Annotated in this window: 16 protein-coding genes and 1 tRNA gene; 12 read left to right on the forward strand and 5 right to left on the reverse strand. The window is 43.6% G+C overall.

Annotation, left to right across the window (positions count from 1 at the left end; translation table 11 throughout):
- The first annotated feature begins 166 nt into the window (after nt 1-166).
- The 5 genes from MHI25_RS01135 (at nt 167) to MHI25_RS01155 (ending at nt 7,793) form a co-directional block, all read left to right on the forward strand.
- Entirely contained in the window at nt 167-2,548 is a 2,382-nt protein-coding gene (locus MHI25_RS01135; protein WP_175618986.1) for a phosphoketolase family protein, read from the forward strand.
- Nucleotides 2,549-2,709: 161 nt separating this feature from the next.
- Nucleotides 2,710-4,905, forward strand: a complete 2,196-nt coding sequence (locus MHI25_RS01140; protein WP_339170765.1) for an ABC transporter ATP-binding protein — start codon at nt 2,710-2,712, stop codon at nt 4,903-4,905.
- The gene (locus tag MHI25_RS01145; protein ID WP_051491493.1) at nt 4,898-5,431 is read left to right on the forward strand and encodes a DUF1854 domain-containing protein; all 534 of its coding nucleotides are present in this window, start codon (nt 4,898-4,900) and stop codon (nt 5,429-5,431) included. Before MHI25_RS01140 ends, MHI25_RS01145 begins: the two co-directional genes overlap by 8 nt.
- Before the next feature lie 153 nt (nt 5,432-5,584).
- The gene (locus MHI25_RS01150; RefSeq protein WP_340394821.1) at nt 5,585-6,907 is read left to right on the forward strand and encodes an MFS transporter; all 1,323 of its coding nucleotides are present in this window, start codon (nt 5,585-5,587) and stop codon (nt 6,905-6,907) included.
- Nucleotides 6,879-7,793 carry a polysaccharide deacetylase family protein gene (locus tag MHI25_RS01155; RefSeq protein ID WP_340394822.1) on the forward strand — a complete coding sequence of 305 codons (915 nt, stop codon included), beginning with the start codon at nt 6,879-6,881 and terminating at the stop codon, nt 7,791-7,793. The genes MHI25_RS01150 and MHI25_RS01155 overlap by 29 nt, the downstream gene beginning before the upstream one ends.
- 36 nt (nt 7,794-7,829) lie before the next feature.
- Here MHI25_RS01155 and MHI25_RS01160 read toward each other — a convergent pair whose 3' ends face one another.
- Nucleotides 7,830-8,267, reverse strand: coding sequence for a hypothetical protein (locus MHI25_RS01160; protein ID WP_076126935.1), 438 nt, complete (start codon nt 8,265-8,267; stop codon nt 7,830-7,832).
- A gap of 816 nt (nt 8,268-9,083) precedes the next feature.
- Between MHI25_RS01160 and MHI25_RS01165 the strand changes: the two genes are divergently transcribed.
- The 6 genes from MHI25_RS01165 to MHI25_RS01190 all read left to right on the forward strand — a co-directional run bounded on the left by MHI25_RS01165 (nt 9,084) and on the right by MHI25_RS01190 (nt 21,778).
- Entirely contained in the window at nt 9,084-13,424 is a 4,341-nt protein-coding gene (locus tag MHI25_RS01165; protein WP_340394823.1) for a bifunctional 2',3'-cyclic-nucleotide 2'-phosphodiesterase/3'-nucleotidase, read from the forward strand.
- A gap of 227 nt (nt 13,425-13,651) precedes the next feature.
- Nucleotides 13,652-13,735 (forward strand) — tRNA-Leu (locus MHI25_RS01170).
- A gap of 118 nt (nt 13,736-13,853) precedes the next feature.
- The gene (locus MHI25_RS01175; RefSeq protein ID WP_076126938.1) at nt 13,854-15,248 is read left to right on the forward strand and encodes an MATE family efflux transporter; all 1,395 of its coding nucleotides are present in this window, start codon (nt 13,854-13,856) and stop codon (nt 15,246-15,248) included.
- Between the two features lie 164 nt (nt 15,249-15,412).
- Entirely contained in the window at nt 15,413-16,513 is a 1,101-nt protein-coding gene (locus MHI25_RS01180) for a glycerol dehydrogenase (RefSeq protein WP_076101108.1), read from the forward strand.
- Between the two features lie 216 nt (nt 16,514-16,729).
- A complete protein-coding gene (locus tag MHI25_RS01185; RefSeq protein ID WP_076126939.1) occupies nt 16,730-17,074 on the forward strand; it encodes a hypothetical protein in 345 nt (114 codons plus the stop codon).
- Between the two features lie 396 nt (nt 17,075-17,470).
- Nucleotides 17,471-21,778 carry a glycosyl hydrolase gene (locus MHI25_RS01190; RefSeq protein WP_340394824.1) on the forward strand — a complete coding sequence of 1,436 codons (4,308 nt, stop codon included), beginning with the start codon at nt 17,471-17,473 and terminating at the stop codon, nt 21,776-21,778.
- 99 nt (nt 21,779-21,877) lie between these two features.
- Here MHI25_RS01190 and MHI25_RS01195 read toward each other — a convergent pair whose 3' ends face one another.
- The 4 genes from MHI25_RS01195 to MHI25_RS01210 all read right to left on the reverse strand — a co-directional run bounded on the left by MHI25_RS01195 (nt 21,878) and on the right by MHI25_RS01210 (nt 25,421).
- Nucleotides 21,878-22,633, reverse strand: a complete 756-nt coding sequence (locus MHI25_RS01195) for an SDR family oxidoreductase (protein WP_076187062.1) — start codon at nt 22,631-22,633, stop codon at nt 21,878-21,880.
- Between the two features lie 533 nt (nt 22,634-23,166).
- A complete protein-coding gene (locus MHI25_RS01200) occupies nt 23,167-23,325 on the reverse strand; it encodes a hypothetical protein (protein ID WP_340394825.1) in 159 nt (52 codons plus the stop codon).
- 28 nt (nt 23,326-23,353) lie between these two features.
- Entirely contained in the window at nt 23,354-24,706 is a 1,353-nt protein-coding gene (locus MHI25_RS01205) for a HAMP domain-containing sensor histidine kinase (RefSeq protein ID WP_076192593.1), read from the reverse strand.
- Complete coding sequence (locus tag MHI25_RS01210; protein ID WP_076126944.1) at nt 24,684-25,421, reverse strand: response regulator transcription factor; 738 nt, start codon at nt 25,419-25,421, stop codon at nt 24,684-24,686. The genes MHI25_RS01205 and MHI25_RS01210 overlap by 23 nt, the downstream gene beginning before the upstream one ends.
- Before the next feature lie 160 nt (nt 25,422-25,581).
- Between MHI25_RS01210 and MHI25_RS01215 the strand changes: the two genes are divergently transcribed.
- Nucleotides 25,582-26,229, forward strand: coding sequence for a hypothetical protein (locus tag MHI25_RS01215; RefSeq protein WP_076126946.1), 648 nt, complete (start codon nt 25,582-25,584; stop codon nt 26,227-26,229).
- Nucleotides 26,230-26,313 lie beyond the last annotated feature (84 nt).

The raw sequence follows: 26,313 nt of genomic DNA on the forward strand, positions 1-26,313 counted from the left end.
TTTTACTGACAATTGACACCGTTTTTCATACTATGTTCATATTTTCACAAAATTGGACCGTATCATTTGTTGAAAAGGTTGAATTAATTTTTCGCGGCGGTATGATGTACTTGTGGAAGAAATTACGGCAATGTAGACACAGAAAAAATTTTGGGGAGTGGAAGAAATGGTATTATCCATGGATGTTGATTACTCATCAAAAACTTATTTAGAGAAGCTTGATGCATACTGGCGCGCAACTAACTACATCTCTGTAGGTCAACTGTATTTGAAAGATAATCCGTTGTTAAGAGAACCGCTGAAAGAAGCAGACGTAAAGATTAAGCCCATTGGACACTGGGGAACTATTCCTGGCCAGAACTTTATTTATGCCCATTTGAATCGGGTCATTACTAAATATGATTTGAATATGTTCTATATCGAGGGTCCCGGTCATGGCGGTCAGGTCATGGTTTCGAACTCCTATCTCGATGGTAGCTATACTGAAATTTATCCGGAAATCACACAAGATATCCCAGGCCTGAAGAAATTGTTCAAACAATTCTCTTTCCCAGGTGGAGTTGCTTCCCATGCTGCCCCTGAAACACCTGGATCGATCCACGAAGGTGGCGAATTAGGTTATTCTCTATCCCATGGTGTAGGTGCAATTCTGGATAATCCAGATTTGATCTCCGCTGTTGTTATTGGTGATGGAGAGGCTGAAACTGGCCCATTAGCGGCTTCATGGTTCTCCAACCGGTTCATCAATCCAGTTACTGATGGTGCAGTTCTGCCGATCTTGCACTTAAATGGTTTCAAAATCAGTAACCCAACGATTCTGTCTCGTCAATCCAAAGAAGAAATTACTGCATACTTTAAAGGTATGGGTTGGGAACCGTTCTTCGTTGAAGGCGAAAATCCTGATCTAATGCATCCGGAAATGGCTAAGGTGCTTGATACCATCGTTGAAAGAATTGAAGCGATTCAAAAGAATGCACGTGACAACAATGACCTTACGCGTCCGGTTTGGCCAATGTTGGTCTTCCGTTCTCCTAAGGGCTGGACGGGTCCAAAGCAATGGGATGGTGTTCCGAATGAGAACTCTTTCCGTGCCCATCAGGTGCCGATTCCAGTGGATCAAAAGAATATGAAGCATGCTCCGGCGTTATTGGAGTGGATGAACAGCTATAGACCAGAAGAATTATTTGATGACAATGGTCGTCTGAACGCTGAACTTGCTGAGATTCTGCCAACTGGCGACAGACGTATGGGAATGAACCCAGTTACTAATGCTGGCAACCAAATTAAAGATCTAAACTTACCGAATTTCCGTAAGTTCGCACTTGATAATTCCAAACCAGGTGAAGTAATAGCACAAGATATGGCCGTTCTGGGTAAATACATGAAAGATGTTATCTCTCTGAACGAAGAGAACCGCAATTTCAGAATTTTCGGACCGGATGAAACAATGTCCAATCGTCTGGGACCTGTCTTTGAAGTGACGAAACGTCAATGGTTGGATCAAGTGATTGAGCCGAATGATGAATTCCTAGCTTCTTATGGCCGTGTTATCGATTCCCAATTGTCTGAACATCAGGCAGAAGGTTTGCTTGAAGGTTACGTATTGACAGGTCGCCATGGTTTCTTTGCAAGCTATGAAGCTTTCTTGCGTGTCGTGGATTCGATGATTACTCAACATTTCAAATGGCTGCGTAAAGCAACAGATCAAAGCTGGCGTGCGGATATTCCATCATTGAATGTGGTAGCAACTTCAACTGTATTCCAACAAGACCACAATGGTTACACTCACCAAGATCCAGGTTTGCTAGGTCACTTGGCTGATAAAAAACCAGAATTTATCCGTGAGTATTTGCCGGCTGATGCCAACTCCTTGCTGGCTGTCTTTGACACCGTCTTAAATGACCGTCAAAAAATTAACTTGATTGTTTCTTCCAAACATCCTCGTCCACAATGGTTCAGTGCGGATGAAGCACAAGAGCTGGTGGATAAAGGACTGAAGATTATTGACTGGGCAAGCACCGATCAAGGTGGAGAGCCTGATGTTGTCTTTGCTTCTGCAGGTACAGAACCAACTATCGAAAGCTTGGCTGCCATCTCTATCCTGCATGAAAAACTGCCGAACCTTAAGATTAGATATATCAATGTGGTAGACTTGTTGAAACTGAGAAGTCAAAAATTAGATCCGCGTGGCTTATCTGACGAAGAGTTTGATCAATTTTTCACAAAAGATAAACCAGTTATCTTTGCTTTCCACGGATATGAAGGTCTGATTAAAGACCTGTTCTTTGATCGCCATAACCATAACCTGCACGTACACGGATACCGCGAGAATGGCGATATCACAACACCATTCGATATGCGCGTATTGAATCAAATGGACCGCTTTGACTTGGCGAAGGAAGCTGTTCTGAGCTTACCTAATGCTAACGACTATAAAGCGATCGCAGATGAAATGGATGCTATCGTTAAGAAACATCACCAATTCATTCGTGAAGAGGGTATTGATTTGCCAGAAGTAGAGAACTGGGTATGGAAAGCTTTGAAATAAGCGTATAGCCAGTACCATAGGAAGTAATACAAAAAGACACCTTTAGAGGTGTCTTTTTATTTGTTTAAATAACCATACAAAACAATTATAATCATTTTTTCATCTTTACCACTGTAAATATATGTGAGTAAATAGGTGGGTAAAGAAAGGGGGAGAAATGTATGACATCTATTGATAAACTTCCCAAGTCTATAGAAATACAGCTTACAGAACAACCTTTATTTCACTCTGTATCTGATTTAATGAAAGATGGGCAATTCGGTGAGCAGTGGCTTGTATTGACTGAGAAGGAGGTTTCCGTTTGGGGGACGGACGGGAAACTGGTCTCAAAGCTTCTAGTCTCGAATATTACTGATGCCCGGGTAGTAGGCGGGGTAGGCGGCGGATCGTTGCTTGTGGATGCCCAAGAGGGGCCTATTATACTTATACGTTATACAGCATCACTTACCTCTATATTTGGTTTTGCTTCTAAGTTAATTGGCGCTGTAGCTAAAGGCGAGGAACGGCCAACCGCTTCTGAAAAAGAGTTTCCAAGGAATTGTCCAAAATGCCGCAATCCACTGCCGGAGGATTCGCAAGCTTGTCCGGTGTGCAAGAGTAACGGCAAGGTTCTATTTCGGATGCTGAGCTATGCTAAGCCTTATAAGATCCAAATGATCGCCGCGGCGATTATGTTGATTTTTACTACATTGGTAGAGCTTGTTCCACCATTTTTGACGAAGATGATCGTTGATAATGTGTTGACAGAAAAGGATATGGGCTCAACGCTTCTATGGATTGTGATCGGGCTAGCAGCCACATCCTTAGTAATTACTTTAATGCAGACGCTACGTGGACTTATAGGGGTATGGATTGGTTCCAAAATCATGGGTGATCTTCGTCATGATGTGTATCATTCCTTGATGAAATTATCTTTATCTTTTTTCGACCGAAGACAATCTTCGCAATTTATTGGACGGGTGAATAATGATTCAGAGGCGATGCGGCAATTTATGACTGACGGTGTAATCTGGGTCTCGGGTGAATCGCTGCGGGTAATCGCTATTTTCACTATTATGTTCAGTATGGATTGGAAGCTAACGCTGCTTGCTATGCTGCCTATGCCGCTTATGGTGGTGCTGTCGACCGTGTTATGGCCGATGATTGGCAGACGTTGGTACCAGCAGTGGAGATCTATTTTTAGATTAAACGCTTTGGTTGGCGATTCTTTGCAGGGGATTCGTGTAGTCAAAGCATTCGGTCAGGAAACAACAGAGATGTCACGTTATACAGTCGCCAATAAGGAGCTGGTTCGGCATAATATTCGGATCGAAGGCTTATGGCAGGGGATGTTTCCTGCTTTTGCGTTGGTTGCTGGTGTGGGTACGTTATTAATTTGGTTTTATGGCGGGAAAACGGTGCTACAGGGCCAATTATCCATCGGTACGCTAATCGCTTTGGTGACCTACCTTGGGATGCTTCTCGGACCTTTGCAGTGGGTGAGCCAAATGATCAACTGGGCCAGCCATGCGATTTCAGCAGCAGATCGGGTCTTTGAAATTATGGATACACCGTCAGATGTGCCTGATACTGTGAATCCAGCAGCCATCGGCCGCGTAAACGGTGAGGTTGAGTTTAAGCGGGTTACTTATGGATACGAAAAACATCATCCTGTGCTCAAGAACGTGGATTTAAAAGTGGGTGCGGGCGAGATGATTGGTCTGGTCGGACATTCAGGTGCCGGTAAGTCGACTTTCATTAATATGATCTGTCGCTTCTATGACACAGATGAGGGAACCATTACCATCGATGGTGTGGACATCCGAAATATCAGCCAGTCAGATCTGCGTAGTCAGATCGGTGTAGTGCTGCAGGAGACGTTTCTATTCGACGGAACGATAGCTGAGAATATTGCCTATTCTAAACCGGACGCTACGGAATTAGAAATCATGCGGGCTGCAAAAATTGCCAACGCCCATGATTTTATCGTTCAATTGCCGGATGGCTATGATACAAGAGTTGGGGAACGTGGCCATAAATTGTCCGGTGGAGAGAAGCAGCGAGTGTCTATTGCCCGAGCAATAATTCACGATCCGCGAATTCTAATCCTAGATGAAGCAACAGCTTCTGTAGATACAGTGACCGAGCGGCAAATTCAAGAAGCGATCTCGCGACTGGTAAAAGGCAGAACGACATTCGCGATTGCCCATCGATTATCCACGCTAAGAAATGCGAACCGTCTTGTAGTGCTTGAACGCGGGAAGATCATTGAAGTGGGTACACATGAGGAATTGCTTGCTGCAGAAGGTGCTTACTTCAAGCTAGTTGAGGCACAGAAGGAAATGTCGCAGATTAAGGGGGTTGAGATGCATGAGTGATCCGAATCTTGTTAACGGGGAATTGAATCCTAAAGATCCCTATGAGATTAACATTCTTGAACCGGGTGCAATCTCTTTTAGCCGCAGTCAAGGTGGCGTGTTTCAAGGAGTGGTGGAGGGTCAGGTATATGAGGAATTAATTCTTTTTCGAATATTTCCTTTTCAATACACCACGGAGTATATTTCCGTCCGTAACTCCAAGAGTGAGGAAATCGGGGTCATTCGTGACATTGATCAGCTCGATGAAGAAAGTCGGGTGGAAGTGGATACAGAGCTCCGGCTGCGGTATTTTCTCCCGGTTGTAACCCGCATTGATTCTATTAAGCAAAAAGCGGATATGTGGATTTGGGAGCTGCAAACGAATCTGGGCCAGACCCGGATCGTTATGCGGAACCTGCACGAGCATATGCAGTATCCAAGTCATAAACGAATCATTCTTACGGATATCAATGGAAAAAGATGCGAAATCCGTGATTATCTAGCCCTGGATGTTCAGAGCCGGAGCAAGCTGAAGGATGTTTTATAGTCTAGTTATGAAAAAGCTCCGCAGCCATTTGTTGATGGTCTGCGGGGCCTCTTTTTTTATCCGTAGTTTCTGCTAAGGAAAAATTTGATGGCGTTCTCTCTTCGGTATGGTAATATATTACAACCGGATCTTTACCATAGGGGAGGTATGTGAGTGAAGCATAAATGGATCAATTCGCCGTACACCTTTGCTTTAGGGATGTTTGCGATGATGGTTCCCAGTCAGGCATTTAGTTCATTTTACAGTTACTTTTATGTTGAAAAATTAGGATTGGGCATTGGACTTGCTACATTAGCCAGAACCATCTTTCTGATCTGGGATGCGGTAAACAATCCGTTATTCGGCTATTGGTCAGATCGCACAGATACTCGTTTGGGTCGACGCAGACCATGGGTGTTTGGCTCAATTCCGTTATTCATGCTGGCATTTGTACTGGTTTTCTCCCCTCCCGGCAGATTATCTGAAAATGGATTGTTCACTTGGTTTCTAGTCACACTTATTTTCTATGAGGCTGTCGCCACTGTGTTATGGGTGAATTATGGAGCGTTACTCCCGGAGCTCTTCCGTGGAGACCGTATTCGGGCAAAAGCCTCCGCGATTCAGCAAGGCTATCAAGTTGTAGCTTTGTTAATCGGTACTGCCTTAACCCCAATTATTTTTGCAGCTATTGGTTTCTCTAATATGGCTATAGTGTATGCCTGTCTCTTTGGAGTGTTTATGTTTTTATGTATGATGAATGTCCAAGAAAAGAAGGAGCTCACAGAGCAGGAACCCTTGAAGTTGATTCCGGCTTTTCGGGAGACCATTCGGAATAAAAAGTTTTGGGTGTTTAATATTTCGAACTCTTTTGCCCAAACGGTGAATGGACTTGTAAGCTCGATGATTCCTTTTTATGCAAAATATGTACTTCATATCTCCGAGGCTCAGGTATCGATTTTACTTGTAGCTGTTTTTGTTTCGGTCATTCCATTAGTATTCGTGTGGTACTGGATGATTCGTAAGATGGACGGGGTTAAGGCGTGGCGGTTATCACTGATCTTATATGCGTTATCGGTAATTCCGTTATGGTTTGGTTATGATCTCTTAAGTGGTGTGGCTGCTGGCGTAGTTGTCGGTTTCGGATTAGCCGGATTTCTAGTGACCCCAGCAATAGTAGGTGGCAAGATTATTGATGAGGATGCGGAAAAAACAGGTCTGAGAAGAGAAGGAATCTACACGGCTGTAAGCGGATTCATTACTCGTTCAAGCGGGTTAATCTCTGCGTTAGCTTTTTTCATTGTAGGTATGATCTTTGGCTATCAAGGCGGCGATGACCCAGGGTCCAATCCTGAAGCGACATTTAGGTATTTAATAAGTGTGGTGCCATTATGTCTGTTGGCCATAGCTGTTGTCATATCCTTCACAATGAAATTTACATTTATGGACTCTTTGAGAGGTGAGGCTGACTATGAACAAAAAATTAATCATCAATTGTGATGATTTTGGGCAAAGTCCCCCCATGAATCAGGCGATTAAACATCTGCTGGAAGAGGAAAAGGTATCCTCAGCAACGATTATGGCGGTGGCCCCTGGGTTTGAGGAGGCAGCTGCATGGTGTATTCGCAGGCAACAACGGAATGTGGGACTTCACTTGACGATGACTAGTGAATTTGAGGCTTTGCGCTGGGCGAGCCTGACGGGAGAGACTTCTCTTCATGACGAGAGCGGACATCAATATAGGACGGTAAAAGAGTTCGAACAGGGGGCGCAGACAAAAGCCGTACTAAAGGAGATAGATGCGCAGTACGAGCGAGTAAAACAGTCGGGAATAGTGATTAGCCATGTAGACAACCACATGGGTAGTTTATACGGAATGGAAACAGGACGCAGCTTGCTTCCGCAGACGTTGTGGAAAATTTCCCGCTGGGGATTGCCCTCACGATTCTTCAGATACATCCATGCTGAGGATCCGCTTTTGGCATCGCTGAAAAATATTGAACGACCAGTTGCCCTTGGAGCAGGGCTGGCGGATACGTTTGGGGTGCCGATTCCCGACTATTTGCTATCGCATCCTTTTGGTGTAGAGGAAGGCGAGACGTATGAAAGGTTTAAAAGATCTATTATTGCTAAGCTGTATTCGTTGCCGGATGGCGTTAGTGAGACCTATATTCATCCCGGGATAGACGATCCATGGATGCAAGCAAATATTCCGCACTGGAGTAAGCGAGTTTGGGAGTATAAGTTGCCCTTTGATGATGATTTTACCTATGCCCTCAGTGATGCTAAGGTTGAATTGACGAATTATCGTTATGTACAGGAGCATTTAAAACGTCCACGGTTAAGATCTGCAGGCAGATTGTTAAAGAACCTGATAAGATTATGAGCAAAAATAAAAGACACCTTGAGGGGTGTCTTTTGATTATCCCATTAATCCTTTTAGCCCGTTAAGGAAGGGGGAAATAGATTTAATCATATTGTAGCCCATCTTCATAACCGGCATAGTTTTTTGTACCATTCCAATAAAGTTGCCGATTCCCCCGAACCCGCCAAATCCGCCAAAACCACCGCCTCCAGAACTGGCAGCCCCTGCTCCTGCGGAGCCTAGAGCGCCTCCACCCATTCCGAAAAGTGAGCCGAATAAGGGCATTAATCCTGATACGTTTGCTTTCCGGGAGCGGGAAGAAGAGTGTTTTTTTGATTTTCTGTGTTTGTTTTTACGTGGTTTGGAAAGGGTCAGTCCATTCTTATCGAGGCCGGTTATCCATCCTATATACGTACGTCCATCATGTAACGTAATGCACACGGGTCTACCTTTCAGCTGTTCAGCACGTTTGCGAATCTTCGTTGTATTTGCCATTTGTGGATCACCTCATTGGTCTATTTACTTCTATATTACTCAGATATTTTTGTGTTGCTTGTGCTAGTTCATCATAAAAAAATATTTGGGTGAAAGAGCTACCACTTGTGTTGATGCCCATAATAATTCATTACACTCATATAATTTAATGTGTGATAAATAAATTATGGAGGGGTGAAAACTTGATATCAGCATGGATTGGGAGTATTACTTTTTTGGGAGCAGTGATTCTTTATATACTGCTGTCTCTGGGATTGCCTTATGGGGAATTTGCAATGGGAGGAAGGCATAGAATTATGCCTCCACAAATGAGAGTCGCGTGTGGAGTTTCAGTAGTGATACAGCTAATTGCCATCCTGTACTTATTGCAGGCAGGGAATGTGATCTCTATTGGATTACCTTTTGATAGAAGGGTATGTTATTTTTTTGCCGTCTATTTAATGCTTAATACTATAATGAACTTATTGTCGAGGAGCATGAAAGAAAAACTTGTAATGACACCCTTATCTCTAATAACTGCAATTTGTTTTGGGATTACTGCTATGAATGGGTAAAAAGTAGTGCCAGATATAGATTCGACTTTTCTAGACTTTATATAGGATTGTTTTTAGGACACATCTGGTGAAGATGTGTTCTTTTTGCATCTATTGACTCTTGACCTATAAAAACGGATTCATAAGTCTAGGTCTTTCTTCTTATGTTATTATATTTAACATTGTTTTATATTATTTTTACAATTATATGATAATTGGTTATGTTTGTGTGATATAATATCACAGAAATTATGTGAAAATGATAGGGAGGACTAATATTATTATGGGATGGAAGACACGATGGAATAAGCCGATTGCTTCTGTATTAGCAACTGCAGTGCTTTCTTTGCAGGTGTTTGGAGGTATTGGTTTGGGTGCAGCTTGGGGTACAGATAAAGCTGAAGCAGCATCCGCAGCCACAGCCAAACTCCGGCTGATGAGCACGACGGACGTGCACACCAATGTCTACGGCTGGGACTATTTTAAGAATGCGGCTTCAGTAACTGTCGGTCTTGACCGCACAGCAAGCTTGGTGAAACAAGCCAAAAGTGAAGAACCCAACACCCTCCTGCTCGACAATGGGGACTTGATTCAAGGAACTCCGCTAGGTACTTATGTGGCGAAGGAATCGGATCTGAAGGATCCTACTAATGTCACTGATATCCATCCGATGATTGCAGCCATGAACGCTATGGGATATGATGCTGCGACTTTTGGTAATCATGAATTCAATTATGGATTACAATTTTTAGATCGTACGATAAACGGTAGCGCTGGTAATGAGATGACTACTGGAGCCAATTTTGATTATGTGAATGCCAATATATATAAAATGGATGGCGTTACAAATGCTTATCAACCTTATGTTATTATTCCTAAGAAAGTAACGGATAGTAACGGCGATGAGCAGACGATTCAAGTTGGTCTAATCGGCCTAGTTACTCCTCAAATCATGGAGTGGGACAAGGTTAATCTGGAAGGCAAAGTTGTCGTTGAAGATATTGCTAAAACGGCAGAAAAATTTGTTCCTGAAATGAAAGCAAAGGGAGCAGATATTATTGTTGCTATGGCCCATACGGGGTTTGATGTTAACGCCGTTGTTGGAGACGGTTCTGAGAATGATATTAACGCTTTGAGTAAGGTTCCTAATATTGATGCGATTACGTTCTCTCATACGCATAAGGTATTCCCAACAGGGAATAACGATACGTTGGACGCGTCGTTCAAAGATCCTGTTACTAAACAACCGTATGCAAACGAAAAGGCTGTGATCGATAATGTGAATGGCCACATTAACGGTACGCCTGCTGTACAAGCTGGTTACGGCGGAGCTTATTTGGGTCTAATCGATCTGAACATTGTATACGATGGTAGTGACTGGACGGTAGACAAGCAAAGTTCAAAAGCTTCTGCTCGTTCTATTTATAAGACAGAGAATAAAGTGAATATACCACTGGTTGAGCCTGATGCGGCTGTAGATGCAGCTGTTGCAGCAGCACATGAGGCTACTATTGCTTATACTGGACAAAAGCTTGGTGTTACAACAGCTCCGATGAACAGCTATTTCGCAATGGTTCAGGATGATCCTACGGTTCAACTTGTTACGTATGCACAAAAGTGGTACGTTCAGAATTATATTGATATCAATGTTCCTCAATATAAGGACCTTGCCATTCTTAGTGTTGGTGCTCCTTTTAAAGCAGGACGCAACGGACCTGATGAGTACACCAGTATTGATAAGGGTGACTTGACTATTCGTAGCGCAAGTGACCTGTATTTATACGATAATACCCTTAAAGCAATCAAAGTTAAGGGTACTGTTGTAAAAGAATGGCTGGAAATGAGTGCGGGCGCATTTAACCGCATCAAACCAGGGATCTCGACTCCGCAGTCTCTGTTGAATACGAAATTTTCAGTTTTTAACTTCGATGTAATCGATGGGGTTCAATATAAAATTGATGTGACGAAAAACGCGAAGTACAATCCGGATGGTACGATTAATGATGCTTCTTCGAGTCGTGTAACGGATGTCACTTACAATGATCAACCTTTAGATCTAGATCAGGATTTCATTGTTGTTACTAATAATTACCGCGCAAGTGGTGGCGGGAACTTCCCGGGTGTTAAAGGTGCAGAGCTGGTTGTAGACTCTCAAGATGAGAATCGTCAGGTTCTGATGGACTACATCAGTGAAGCTGGTACGATTGATCCAACTGCTGATGGTAACTGGTCCTTGGCACCCATCAAAGGCAATGTGAATGTTACATTTACAACAACACCTAAAGCGGCAAATGTACTCCCAGCGAACATTTCCGATACTGGACAGCAAGATAATAAGGGCTTTGGAATTTTCAAGCTAGATCTAAGTGTGAAGACACCTGCACCGACGGAAGATGTGGAGGTTCACCTTCTTGGAATTAATGACTTCCACGGTCAACTCGACACTGTTTCTACAGTGAACAATAAGTCTGTAGGCACAGCAGCCTATCTCGCGACTTATTTGAAAGCAACTCGTGCAAAATATGAGAACTCATTACTCTTCCATAATGGTGACTCCGTTGGAGCATCCGCTCCAGTATCATCCCTTGAGCGCGATGAGCCGACTCATGCTTGGATGAACATGATGAAATTTGATGTGGGTTCTCTTGGTAATCACGAATTTGACCAAGGTGTTGATGCACTGATGACACAGCTTTATGGTGGTGTCGACCCTAAGGATAATAAAGTTAACCATGCTGGATCTGATTTTGATTATGTTAATGCGAATGCAGTGGATGCCAAAACTGGCGAGCCAATTATTAATCCTTATGTAATCAAAGAAGTAGGCGGTGTGAAGATCGGCTTTATTGGTCTTGTAACGAAATCCACACCAAGTAAGGTGGCACCTTCCGGTACGGCTGGCGTGCATTTCCTCACGCCTGAAGAGGAAGTGGCGGCTGTTGAGAAATACGCTAAGGAGCTTCAATCTAAAGGTGTTGAGACGATTATCGTGCTTGCACATGATCCTGCAACAACCAAAGATGGTGTGACTACAGGTGAAGCGGCTGATCTAGCCAATGCGCTTCCTGCGGAATCCCCTGTTGATGTTATCGTTGCTGGTGATAACCATGCACTTGCAAATGGAACAGTAAACGGCAAGCTGATTGTACAAGCTTATTCTTACGGTACAGCATTTGAGGATATCAAGTTGATCATTGATCCTAAAACAGGTGACGTGAAGGACAAGTCTGCTGTGGTAACTTCCACCTTCCATGATGGGGTAACACCAGATCCGGAAAGTGTGGCACTGGTTAATGCTTACCTTGAGAAGCATCCTGAGCTCACTCAACCAGTGGGTACAACGGACGGAACTATCACTCGTACCGATGCTTACAATAATGAGGCTGCACTTGGTAATCTGATTGCTGACTCTATGCGTAATGCTGACTTCGGCGATGGTGCAAAAGCTGCCGATTTCGCCTTTATGAATCCAGGCGGTATCCGTGCGGACCTTCCGAAAGGTCCTGTAACCTTCGGCGATCTGGCTAAAATTCAGCCATTCGGCAACACGCTTGTGAAGCTGACACTAACCGGAGCGCAAATCAAAACATTGCTGCAACAGCAATGGAATGTAAAAGCTGATGGAACACCAGATATCAAAACGCTGCAAATTTCCGGACTGAAATATACAGCGAATATGTATCTGCCAGTAGCCGATCGTATTGCGAGCCTCACACTAACTGATGGAACACCAATTAATCCTACGCAGAAATATACAGCAGTAGTAAATAACTTTATGGCTGCGGGTGGAGATAACTACAAGGTTCTGACTCAAGCTAGTGATTCATTGGCTGGACCTATTGATTTGGACGTGTTCTACGACTACATTGTAAAAACGTTTAATGGCAAAGAGATTAAAGCAGCCATTGAAGGTCGTATTATTAATAAATTAAAGGCTGATTCGGGATCAGGCAGTGGCAGTGGAGGCGGTTCTACCGGTGTAACTCCAACGCCTACTCCAACCGCGAAACCAACAGCAACACCAGCACCATCAACAGCACCAACGGCAACACCTGCACCAACTACTGCGCCAGCAGCAAACTTCAAGGATCTGGGCAAGGTAGCTTGGGCGAAAGAAGCTATTGAAGCATTGGCTGCTAAGGGCATTCTGAAAGGTCTGGATGCAAATACTTTTGCGCCAACCAAAACAGTGACTAGAGCAGAGTTCGTTACGATGCTGGTACGCGCACTGAATCTTACGGGTTCAGCGACAACCAGTTCGTTCAACGATGTTAAACAAGGAGTTTGGTACACGGATTCTATCGCCCTTGCGGTGAAGGCTGGACTTGTACAAGGCTCTGGAAATGGCAAATTTGAACCGGGTCGTGAAGTGACTCGTGAAGAGATGGCCATTATGGTTGCTAACGCACTGAAAGACAAACTACAGCCGATTGATAAAAATGCAGCATTGGGTAAGTTTGCAGACAAATCCAGTATTGCTCCTTATGCACAAGAGGCTATCGCACAGCTAACTCAATTGGGAATCGTCAACGGTGTTGATGGTGGGAAATTTGCACCTAAGGGTATAGCTAATCGCGCTCAAGCAGCGGTTATCATCTATCGCATGCTTGGACAAGCATCATAATTCTATTGTTCTAACTAAAAGTGTATCGATGATCCTCTTGAGGGCATCGATACACTTTTTTTAAATATAAGAAAGTATAAGTGACACCAATACTCTTATAGTCTTCCCTTAAACGCTTACTGCCCTTACAAGGGCACCGAAGACGCTTTTACTTGTTAAATTTGTTGTTGCTCTTTCTGTGAAATCATGTTAACTTATATTCTGCACTGTATTTTTTTATATCTTGTGCGGTCGTGGCGGAATTGGCAGACGCGCACGGTTCAGGTCCGTGTGGGCTAACCCCCGTGGAGGTTCGAGTCCTCTCGACCGCATACCTAAGTGCATATAAACAGGCAATACTTTTGAATCGCTCTTCAACCTGAAGAGCCTTTTTCTATTTATACGCATAATTCAATTTGACAAACTCTATGTAAAAGAAGTGAAGCAAAGATGGAGCCTAATGTAGGTGTAAATACGAAGCAAAGTGTGCGGTTTCTAGAAAAGTATTTCTCTGGTGAATCGATAGATTATCGTCAGATGATTGCTTTATTCATCCCTATCCTAGTGGATCAGGCCTTTGTGGTGGGTCTTAATCTAGTGAATACAGCTATGATAAGCTCGTCTGGTGTGGCAGCTATCAGTGCGGTCAATATGATAGATTCTCTTAATATTTTTCTCATTAGTGTGTTTATTGCCGTCTCAACAGGTGGGACGGTTGTTGTTGCGCAGTATAAAGGGAGCGGCAATGACCTCATGGTGTCAAAAGCTACGGCAGGTGCTACGTCATCTGTTTCGCTGATGGCATTTGCTATTGGGATGTTCGGAATTCTTTTTCACAATCCGCTGTTGAATTTACTATTTGGAGCGGCCTCACCGGAGGTTATGGAGAACGCCCGAATATATTTAATCGGGAGCTGTATCTCTTATCTTGGTATAGCTGTTGTGGAAGCGGTATGTGGTGCTCTTCGTGGAATTGGTAGAACGAGGGCCTCGCTTGTACTTTCGCTAATTATGAATTTAACTTATGTCTTATTGAATCTCATCTTTATTAACCTGTTGCATATGGGTGTTCTGGGGATGACCATTTCTATAAATATAGCTAGATACCTGGGGGCGTTCTGCGCACTTTATTATCTATTCCGATTGGACAACGATCTGCATATCCGTATTCGCGATCTTGTAGCGGTTAAGCTGTCTATGCTGAAAAAAATAATGTTCATCGGGATGCCGTTTGCGGCGGAGCAGATGTTCTTTAACGGTGGTAAAATTCTGACTCAGATTTTCATCGTTAGTCTGGGTACGTATGCACTTGCGACTAATGCGATTGCCTCCTCCTTTGCAGGGATTATGCAAATCCCGGGGAATGCGTTGTCCTTGACGATTATTACAGTGGTGGGACAATGTATGGGAAGCAATAATGTTAAGGATGCTCGAAAATTTATTAAATCATTCCTTGTCACCTCTTCTCTTTCCCTGGTGGTGATGGGGTTGCTGATTATGCCTTTTTTCAATCCATTAGTGTCAATGTTCCATCCTCCTGCTGAGATTGTGGGTGATATCTTCCTGATTGTGCTCATCAATACGATTGCGCAAATTCCGTTATGGTCCATAAGCTTTATTACACCTTCGGCGCTTAGAGCAGCAGGGGATTCCAAGTTTACCTCCATGGTTTCAATGCTTACGATGTGGCTGTTCCGTGTAGTGCTCGGATACATCTTAGGTATTGTTCTGAACTTTGGTATACTCGGCGTTTGGCTGGCGATGAATTGTGAGTGGGGGATCAGAGGTTTGATTTTCCTGCGGCGATTTATGGGCAAGAAATGGGTTCAGCATCGTGTTATATAATAGATATAAAAAAATCAAAGGACACCCTGAGGGGTGTCTTTTTTGCATGCTCTGATGAGTGCCTCTGGAGAATGCGGCTTGAGTATTTCTTGGGTAGCGGGGTAATAATATGTAGGAATTGCGTCTTTATGCTTACTAAAACACACAACAAGGAGTCTTGCACAATGTCACATTTCGTTAGATCCGTTACTTCACCAAAGAAATTTATCTCCGGCCATAACTTACTTTCAGATCTGAATGAGTATATTAAGGCGTTTGGCGATCATGCCTATGTGATCTGTGATGAGTTCATTTTGGAACGTGCTAAGAAAGAGGCGGGAAGTTCCATCGAAGGTGCGGGCAATAAGGCTACTTTTGAAAAATTCAATTATGAATGTACTCAGGAAGAGATTAATCGTAATCGGGAACTTGCCCGTAAAGCTGGGGCGAATATCATCGTTGGTATCGGCGGAGGTAAAACACTGGACACCGCAAAAGCTACTGCTTATTATGAGAAGCTGCCTGTAGTTATTTTTCCGACGATCGCATCTACTGATGCACCATGTACAGCGCTGGCTGTCATTTATAATAAAGATGGTTCATTTGATCAATACTTATTCCTCCCAAGTAATCCGGATGTGGTCTTGGCGGATACAGCGATTTTAGCTTCAGCGCCTTCCCGTTTTTTCGCAGCTGGAATTGGCGACGCACTGGCTACTTATTTTGAAGCCCGTGCTTGTTATGCCTCTAATGGCGACAATCTCGTACTTATGAAACCTTCTACAACGGGTCTAGGTATATCAAGACTTTGTTATGAAGCTCTACTTAAGAATGCGGTAAAAGCAAAACGTGCGGTTGATCAGAAGCTCTATACACGCGCGGTGGAGGAGACCATTGAAGCGACAATTTATCTAAGTGGTGTGGGTGCTGAATCTGGTGGTCTGGCTGCCGCGCATGCTATCCATAATGGGATGACAGCCGTTCCTTCACTACACAAAGCTCAGCATGGTGAAAAGGTTACGTTTGGTCTTTTAGCTCAGTTAGTACTGGAAAATGCTTCAAATGAGGAGCTGGAAACTGTCATTAAGCTTATCAAGGATGTAGATCTTCCGCTGACCCTCGCCGATCTGGGATGCACGGAATTTATCGAATCCGAATGGCGCCAAGTTGCTGAAGCTGCTTGTGCAGAAGGAGACACAATGGGCAATATGCCGTTCCCGGTTACTCCGGAAGATGTGTACAATGCGATAGTGGTGGCGAACTCGCTGGCAGAGTCTTATAAATAACTAGCACAACTAATATGTAGTGATAATGAAGGCGCCCTTGGGGGTGCCTTTTGTTTTTATATAGGTTAAGCTTTTGAAGTAGAGTAGTGGTAAAATTTTGCTTATAGGTATCGGCTTTGGCATACTTAATCACGGGATAGGGTGTCTACGGAAACGAGATTATTGCTAATCGTTCCGTTGCTATGCTAATTGTACTCTATGTAATAAGGAGGAAAGATGAGAAAAAAACATTTAGGTTATCTAGTCCTTATTATCATAATTATTGGAGCGGTAATAATAGCAGTAATTCACGGAAATTCGGAGCGTCAGAACAAGCAGTCGGCAGGAAGCCTTGGAATGGATTATGTGCGCAAAGAGTACACGGAAAGTGCGTCGCTGAGAGTTGCAACGATTTGCAAACCCTTATTTGGAGGGTCGGGTTATCAGGTAGTGCTCGAGGATTCAAGTGGGCAATCGTATTATGTCATTATCGTTCTCGGAACTACACGTAATCTTGTCACTATGGACGATCTGACGAAAGAGGTGCGGGAAGGTACATCTGTGTTTCCGTGCCACCAATAAAACATGATAAATGAATCGGATCTCATCTATATGATTATTGGGAGGCACTCCTGCGGGGTGTCTGTTTTTGTTATATTAAATTGAATTTTGTTATTTATTTTCGGAATTACTAACATTAATACTAACGTAAACAATAAAATAATTATAACAAGAGGGAATATTTAGATTGTTTTATGCCAATGTAACCGCTATAATCTTGCATATACCGAAATATCTAACGAAATAAAAATATTTTGTTAGTGTTTGTTATTAATAACGAAGCTGAATATGTGGAGGTGAATAGTTAGCGAGTAGGTCTGTAATTGTCTTCTATAAGGACAGATAGTTATTGGGTTCATAACAGCTGGTTGGCTATTCTTATTATCAAATCCATTCATTTTCGAAGGAGAATTAGGAATGAAAAAAGCGAAAAAGTGGCTGGGGAGTATACTTGCCTGTGCAATGATAATGTCTCCTTTCCCCTCTGTAATTTCTGCAGCAGCAGCGCCATCGACTGTGGGATTAGGTGATACACAGGGTCACTGGGCACAACAAAATATTGCGAAGTGGGTAGAAAATGGCGTATTAAACGGGTATCAGGATGGTTCTTTTCATCCCAATGAAGGAATTACAAGAGCTGAGTTTGCTACGATCTTGAATAAGGTATTTGGTTTCTATATGAAGTCAGATCAATCTTTTTCCGATGTAAAAGCGACCGATTGGTATGCAGATCAGCTTTCGTTGGCACGATATGCTGGGTATTATGAAGGATACTCAGAGAATAAAGCACAAGCTACTGATTATATAACGCGTCAGGATGCGGTGACGATGTTGGCTCGGATATTTACTCTTCAAGTTACTGAAAGCGCTTCATCGATGAGTGGATTTAGTGATTCCGCTCAGATTCAGGCTTATGCTAAGGATGCAGTTCATGCGCTCTCAGGTTTGATTACAGGGTATGAGGATGGAACCTTTAAGCCGCTTGGAAGGATCACCCGTGCCGAAGTTATAACGTTAATTAATAAAATAGTGAAGAGTTATTACTCGCAATCTGGAAGCTTTGAAGGAGGAATAGTTTCTGGGAATGTAGTCGTTAATCAGGATGGTGTTGTGTTAAAAAATGCAACGATAAACGGAAACCTGTATCTAACTGCTGGGATCGGTAACGGCGAAGTGACCCTTGAGGGTATTAAGGTTACGGGCACCACATTTATTGCAGGTGGCGGGGTAAACTCCATTCTTATTAAAAATAGCTCATTAGGCAAAGTAAATATAAATCGTAAAGAGGGTGAGGTTCGTGTCCTCACGAGTGGTACAACCCAAATTTCTCAGCTAACGGTAGATAGTCTAGCAAGGCTGGAGTTTGGAACAGGGACGATGATCACCACGGCAATTCTAAATAGAACTGTGGGGCTGATCCTAGGTGAAGGCGCATCGATTGCTAATCTAAACGTAGCTGTCAAAGCGACTGGAACCACCCTTTCCGGTCAGGGCGACATTGCAAAAGCGGACGTTAAAGCAACAGGAGTAACGTTGAATGGTAAGCCCATTGCTCCTGGCACAATTGTCATTATCAAAGGCAATCAAGGTCCTGTAGCAACGACTACCCCAGCGCCTACCTCGGCATTAGGCTCATCAACAACGCCGGTAGGTCCGACTAATCCAACCGCGGCACCTACAGCGACACCAATACCAACGGAAACACCGACACCAACAGCGACACCGACAGCAACACCAACACCAACACCGACAGACCCGACGGGTCCTGTGGGACGTATCGAGAATTTAGCGGATGTTGATGCAAGTAGTGAGACTAGATCGCTATTCGCCTATTTACAGGATATCCGCGGCAGTGAGATCTTGTTTGGACATCAGCATGCTACTACAGAAGGACTTTCTATTACTGAAAAGGACGGAACGCAGTCTGAGGTCGAGAATGCAGTAGGTGACCTTCCGGGGCTGTTCGGCTGGGATACGCTTAGTCTTGAAGGTTTTGAGAAACCAGGCGATCTAGGCGCAACCCAGCTGGAGAATCGTGATAAATTAATCGGCGTGATGAAATCTGCTTATGAAAAAGGCGGCGTGCTTACATTAAGCTCGCATATGCCGAACTTCGTCACAGGAAAGGACTTTTATGACACCAAAGGGAATGTGCTTACGCATATATTACCCGGCGGTGACAAACATGCAGAGTTTAATGCATTCCTGGATATGATTGCGGACTTTGCAAATAACTTAAAAGATGATGATGGTAAAGCTATTCCAGTCATTTTCCGTCCATTCCACGAGCAAAATGGTGGCTGGTTCTGGTGGGGTGCGCCTTACCGTACGAAGGAGCAGTATGCTGAAATTTATCGTTATACCGTTGAATACTTAAGGGACAAAAAAGATGTGCATAACTTCTTATATGCGTTCTCACCGGGAAGTCCATTTAACGGCACAGATGCGACATTCCTTGAGACGTATCCGGGAGATGACTATGTCGATATCCTTGGCTTCGATAATTATTATGACGGAACCACTGAGGGTTGGTTTGATTCAGTCGTGAAGGATGCTAAGCTGATCTCGAAGCTGGCGGATGGTAAGGGGAAAATCGCAGCATTTACTGAGTTCGGTTATTCGGGTGTGAAGCCAACTGGAACGAAGGACCTGAAATTCTTTACCAAGCTAATCGCTGCACTGCAGTCTGATCCGGATGCTAAACGGATGGCGTACATGCAGACTTGGGCGAATTTCAATACAGATTCTATCTTTGTCCCTTATAGAAATGCTCCAAACGGGCTAGGGGATCATGAACTGCTCCCTGATTTTGTAGACTATTATAATGATCCGTATACAAGCTTCAGCCATGAAGTGGCTATTGCGGATGCGTATTCGAAACAGGTAACTACAGAAACCGAGCAACCTTTTTTACACATTGCCTCACCAACGGCAAACCAAACAGTGCCCACGACAAAAGCATCGACCCTTCGTGTTCGTGTGTTGAATCAGGATGTGGATAAAGTAACCTACCTGATTGGGGATGACACAACAGAGTACAGCATGGCAGCTGACGCAGAAGGTTTCTATTACTTGGCAGATTGGACACCAGGTGTAGCCTTCGACGAAACTGGCGTGATGCTTACTGTTAAGTCCTATGCAAAGGATGGTTCTGTACTATCACAAACGATCCAAATCTTTGTAAGTGACGTAGAGGGTAATGGGGACCCATTGATTGTAGATACTTTTGAGAATTACAAAGGGAATGATGAATTACTTCGTGCGGCATTAAGTCCTGCGGGTGATCTAAATACGATCTCACTTGATGCGGACCATAAAAATGATGGCAAGTATGGCCTGAGATTCGATTATAATGTGGATGGCCAAGGTTATACAGGTCGTACCAAAAACATGAATAATGCCGACTGGTCGGACGCCAACAAATTGAAGCTCTGGATTGCACCTGATGGCAGCGACCACAAGCTTGTTATTCAGGTCAATGCAAGCGGCATTTCTTTTGAAGCTTATCCTTCACTGGCAGGTACGACACCTGGCTTGGTGGAAATTCCATTCAGCCAGTTCGCTCCAGCGCCATGGGATACAGGAAATGCCGGTAAAGTAATCACTAAAGAGAACCTTAAGGACATTCGGGCAGTGTCTATCTACGTAAATAAAAAGGACATAGTAGCAAGTACGTCTGGTACGCTGTACTTCGACGATATTGCAGCGTTTAATGATGGAACGGGTGGCGTTCCTAATGGGGGCGAAGGCCCTGGCAGCACGCCAGAACAGGCGAAGCTGTTGTATGGTTTCGAAAAAGATACTCAGGACTGGACAGTAGAGCAAAATAATGCGAGTGCAAGCGCGGCGGTAATCTCGACTGATGAGGCTGCTGAGGGAACTCATTCGTTAAGCACCTTGTTCTCACTTGATTCAGATGGAGCTTTTGAGCTCAGCAAAAATGGCAGTCTGGATCTGAGCGCGGTTGATAAATTAAGCGCACAAATTAAACTGTCGAACGGAACAGCGGATGCACGTTTGTATATTAAGACGGGATCAACCTGGTCTTGGGCTGACAGTGGAGCTGTGAAAGTAGATTCGAGCGGATTTACTACGATTTCGCTCAACTTGGCAGGTATTGCAGATCTTAATAGTGTAAAAGCCATAGGTATCAAGCTCGAGGGATTCAGTGGTACGGGAACTTCTACGCTGTATCTGGATGATGTTCGGACCCTGAAGAATGGTACCGCACCTGAAGCTGTCGTCTATGGCTTCGAGGACAATACACTGCAAGGCTTCAGCATCAATGTGGATGAAAATAATAAATATAATACAGCGCTGGCTCAGAATCTATCGGTGAGCAATGCTGTGTATGCTGAGGGAACTCATTCGATGCAAGCGGACTTAACATTGAATGGAGGGCAATTCCAGCTGCGTCGTATGGTGGTTACCAACTTAGCGAATGCATCAACAATTACGCTTAAAATCAAGGTTGTACCTATTGATGCAAGCGATGTTAGCGGTGTAATGGCTCAGCTGTTCACCCAAAGTGGCTCAAGCTGGGGAACATGGACTGCTTCTACGGCTACACCAGTAGATGCCAATGGATTTACTACAATAACACTGGATATCAGCAAGGTAGCGGATCGTAATTTGACCCAAGCGATTGGCGTTCAAGTCATGACCACAGCAACTGATCCAGTAGGTAGTGCTACCGTATATGTGGACGAAATCACGATTAAATAGAAAGTAGTAAAGCTGGAAGCGAACATTTTACGATGTTCACTTCCGGCTTATTTATTTAGCATCAAATTTATTCATTTTAAGTCGAGTATCTGCTTGAAATTAACGAAGCTTAATAGACCCGCCATCTACCATGATAGTCTGGCCCGTAATATAATCGGAATCTTCACTCGCTAGGAATACCGCAACACGCCCGATATCACTTTCCAGTTCACCCAATCTTCTCAAAGGGATTTTGGAAATCATGTTTTGGTAATACTCAGGGTTTGCTTCTGCCCATTCAATCATGCCAGGGGAATTAGCAATTGGAGCAATGATGTTTACGTTGATTCCAAATGGACCAAATTCATTAGCGGCTACCCGGGTAATTCCACGGATGGCTTCTTTTGCGGCAGCATATGTTCCTTGATTGGTATCCCCGTTGAGGCCAGCGCCCGATGCAAAATTAATAATTTTACCTTGTGCTTCTTTTAAATACGGTAGTGCTGCTTGCATGAAATAGAAGGTTGGATAGAAGCCTGTATCAAAAGATAAATCGAAATCAGCCTGTGTAGTTTCTTCGATAGATTTCATTCTGGATGCGTGGGCATTGTTTACTAAAATATCTATTTTTCCGAATTTATCAGCTACTTGTTTAACAAGGTGAGCTATTTTATCGTGTTCCTTGAGGTTCGCTTGAATAAAGATAGATTCAGGTTGATATTCTTGTAATTCTTTAATTGTTTCTTTGCCGGTTTCTTCATTGAGGTCAATAATAGCTACCTTAGCGCCTTCTTTTACAAAAGCCAAGGCCATCCCTTTACCAATACCGCCTGCTCCACCAGTAATAATAGCTACTTTTCCTGTAAGTCTGCTCATGTTGGTATCTCCTTTTTGTGAAAAAATGTAGTATCTAACTCTTATCAGAGGTAAGGTGTAATTGTTACTTCGACTATATATTACCCAAAATAGTAGCTATATTTACCATGAAGTAGAAACGGCATCATTTACCAAGATGAATATAGAGGGTGATGATGAATAATACAGCATCTGATGAGGCCTATTCCAGCTCTTATGTACTTGTTGAGCGATTGAATTAAGCGGCGCACCAAGTGATGAGCATTGATGATTCATGTGACGCACCAAGTGATGCTGCAAGTGATGCAATAAGTGAAGTATTTTTAGAGTAATTAGGGAATTTCTCCCTGGAATTCAGAGATTTCTGTTCATCAGACTTATAATTAGGGGAAAATTACCTGATTTTCGGCCGATTTAGTAACTAATTAAGAAATCCCCCTAATTATTAGGGAGGAATTCCCTGATTTCGTTCATTTAGAGCGAATATCGGCTATTTTCAGGGAGTTTTTCCTTAATTAGTTTAAACCCTACCGCAAGCCGTACGAAAAAATCACCTAATATATCGTCCACCGCCCACCGCCCACCATCCAACCGCCCAACCCAATATCAGAGAACGCTACGCGTGGTATATGGTCATATGGCACAGTAAAATCCATTACTTTTCTTTTCAATTCCATTCCATAAAAAAGAAGCTGCCCCCAAGTAGAATTCACTACTTTTGAGACAGCCTCTTATGGATATTTATAAAGGAAACCCCATCGAGATTACCGCACCGCCATTTCTTCGGTTGCCTGCGCTGATCTGACCTCCACAACGCTCGATGATTGCGCGGGAAATAGCCAGTCCAAGTCCGGATTCTCCGTCTTTTCCTTTTACAAAACGATGGAAGAGATAAGGAAGCAGATCGTCCGAAATTCCAGGGCCATCGTCACTTACGGATAACAGAGCCCGGCCCTCCTTGACTGAAACATGGATATAGATATGTTGATTAGCATAACGTGCTGCATTGGAAACTACATTAAGAAGCGCCTGTAGCAGCTTATCCCTATCCGCACGGATCGTAAGAGAATCTTGATGATCGTGGGAGATATGGAGGGTTAATTCTTTTTTCATTAATAGAGGGTTCATTCGTTCGATGGTTTCTGTCAGTAGATCTTTTAAACAAATAACCGTAGGCTTGAATATATCTTCCTCGCTGTCCAGCTTCGCAAGTAAAGTCATTTCGGACACGAGCTTCTTCAAGCGGCTGCTTTCGCTCATGATAATGTCTAGCCCTTTTACTACATTCTCACCTTCAAAAACACCATCCTTAATCCCTTCAGCGTAGCCGGAAATGGACATTAAGGGAGTTTTTAATTCATGAGACGCATTCTGGAAAAATTGTTTCTGCACATGGTTGAAACGATTTAATTCATCTGCCATGTCATATACCGATTGAGCGACAGATCCAAGCTCTCCACCAGCTTTAATTAATTTAACATCTGAGAAGTGCCGTTCTTTGACTTTGCGGAGTTCTTGTTGCAGCCTCATTAGAGGTTGAATCAGCTTCTTGGTGATAAATAGGCCAAATAGGAACATAAATGCTCCCGCTGCGCTGAAAACGATCAGCAGTCTTTTGAGCAAAGCTTGTTCAATAGCAGTGACTGCGCTCATAGGGGTTAGTAGAGTTAGCGTGCCTATAGGTGTAGCCTTCACTTCAGTAATATACCGTGTATCTGTTCCATTCCAAATGTTCTGGAGCTCAGTGGCTTGGCCTGTGACACTCTTGGCATCATAGTTTATTGCAATTGAACTCATCTCTGATGATGTGGACAAGACTTTTCCTGTCTCATCGCTAAGAATGGCTTCGACGCCTGCAGTGCTTAGAGAAGGTAAGGTCACCGGCAGAGCTTCCAGCTGAGTGCCAATCTCCCCGATGTATTTACTTTCTTCAGTCAATGTAACTGACATCGCCGCACCAATGGTTCTTAAATCCTCTTTTTGTGTTCCGACAAAATGGTTGAGTAGTACAAAATGGATCACGACTGCAGTAATAGATAGTAGCAATACCAATGCAATACTAAAGGCTAAATTAATCTGATGTGCTAGTTTCATTCGTATGCTCACCCCCATCTGTTCTCATGCGGTATCCGTGTCCCCATACAGCCTCAATGGGCAAATGCTCCAGTTTTTTGCGCATCCGTTTAATGAGATGATCCACGGCGCGATCACTTCCAAAATAGTCGTCTCCCCACACATAGCTCAGCAGCTCATCTCTTGTAAATGCCCGGTTAGGGGCATCAGCGAATACTTTTAGCATGGTGAATTCCTTGCTGGTCAAGTCTACCTCTTCACCACACCAGAATACACGTCTTTCTTCCGGCAATAGTAGAAGCTGGTCGATTTCAAGACGGGTGGAAGTGGTCTGACTATTCAATTTTTCGGCCTGATTACTCATTTTGTACCAGCGTTGAAGCTGCCGTTTGATCCGGGCGACTAATTCACGAGGGCTGAACGGCTTGACTAGATAATCGTCACTGCCAAGCTCCAATCCTAATATTTTATCCACTTCATTATCTCTTGCGGAGATCATAATGATCGGTACTTCGGCTTCGTTACGAATCCTTTTACAGAACTCATAACCATCCATGCCGGGGAGCATAACGTCGAGTACCCACATATCCGGGGGGCTAGTCTGCCACAAGGTCCATGCTTCCTCAGCGCTGCCAAGGCCGATGGTGTGGTAGTTTTCTTTTTGTAAATAAGCTTCAACAAGATTGCGTATATGTTCATCATCGTCGACTACGGCAATGAGATATGGATTATTCATTTCGGGTTACCTCCAGATTATTCTCCTACAAGTATATCAATCCAGAGGTGGGTAGTGGCGGCTGCCATTGTTTTTCCACAAATTAACCAATGTTCTGCCACACCCATTATGTAAGCTTGGTCTTGTAAGATCATTCGAATCGACGAGGAGTGTTGTATTTATGAATCAACAGATGTTATTTAAAAAGTTAGCGCTGTCCGCCCTGCTAGTGTCCGCCGTTGCTGCACCGTCTGCAACGAACGCAGCAAGTGGAGCGCAAGACGGAAACACGAAAACAACGGCCGCAGCCGTGGTTACTGCTGCCTCTAAAGGAACAATTGCCACTAAAGTAACCACTATTGATTGGGTAGATCCCCTAGAGTTGGCTAAGACCTACGCACCTAATACCCAAGAAGATTGGAAGAACACCTTGGATCAGTATTATAAGGTTGCTGGATTTAGTGTAACCGCACTTGCCGAGCTTGTGCCTGCGGAACTGGTGGAGGGAGTTCAATTATCTAAAGAAATACTATCCACCGAAGCTCTACCTGCAGGATATATTGAAGCTGGTCGTAACCTTGAAGTAATACCTGTAGTCGATGATATGCAGGTAGATAGCAATATCACTACTTCAATTAAAGCTGTAGACGCGACTTCAATTGCTATTTCCATTCCAGATCTTAGCGACGCGGATAAAGCTTTTTTCAAAGCCCAAGATGATCTGAATAGTGCCGCTAAATCCAAAGATGCGACTGTGATCAAGGAAGCTTTAGCTAATCTGTTGGATCAATATAAAGAGAAGATCAAGGAGCTTGAAACAGCCAAATAACGGCGATTAGCGAGGCTTGCTACAGAATAGAGATACTGAAAAGGGTAAAGATAAAAGACACCTCGCGGGGTGTCTTTTTTGTAT

The organism is Paenibacillus sp. FSL E2-0177 (assembly GCF_037992975.1).
In the GTDB taxonomy this organism is placed as follows: Bacteria; Bacillota; Bacilli; order Paenibacillales; family Paenibacillaceae; genus Paenibacillus_AQ; species Paenibacillus_AQ odorifer.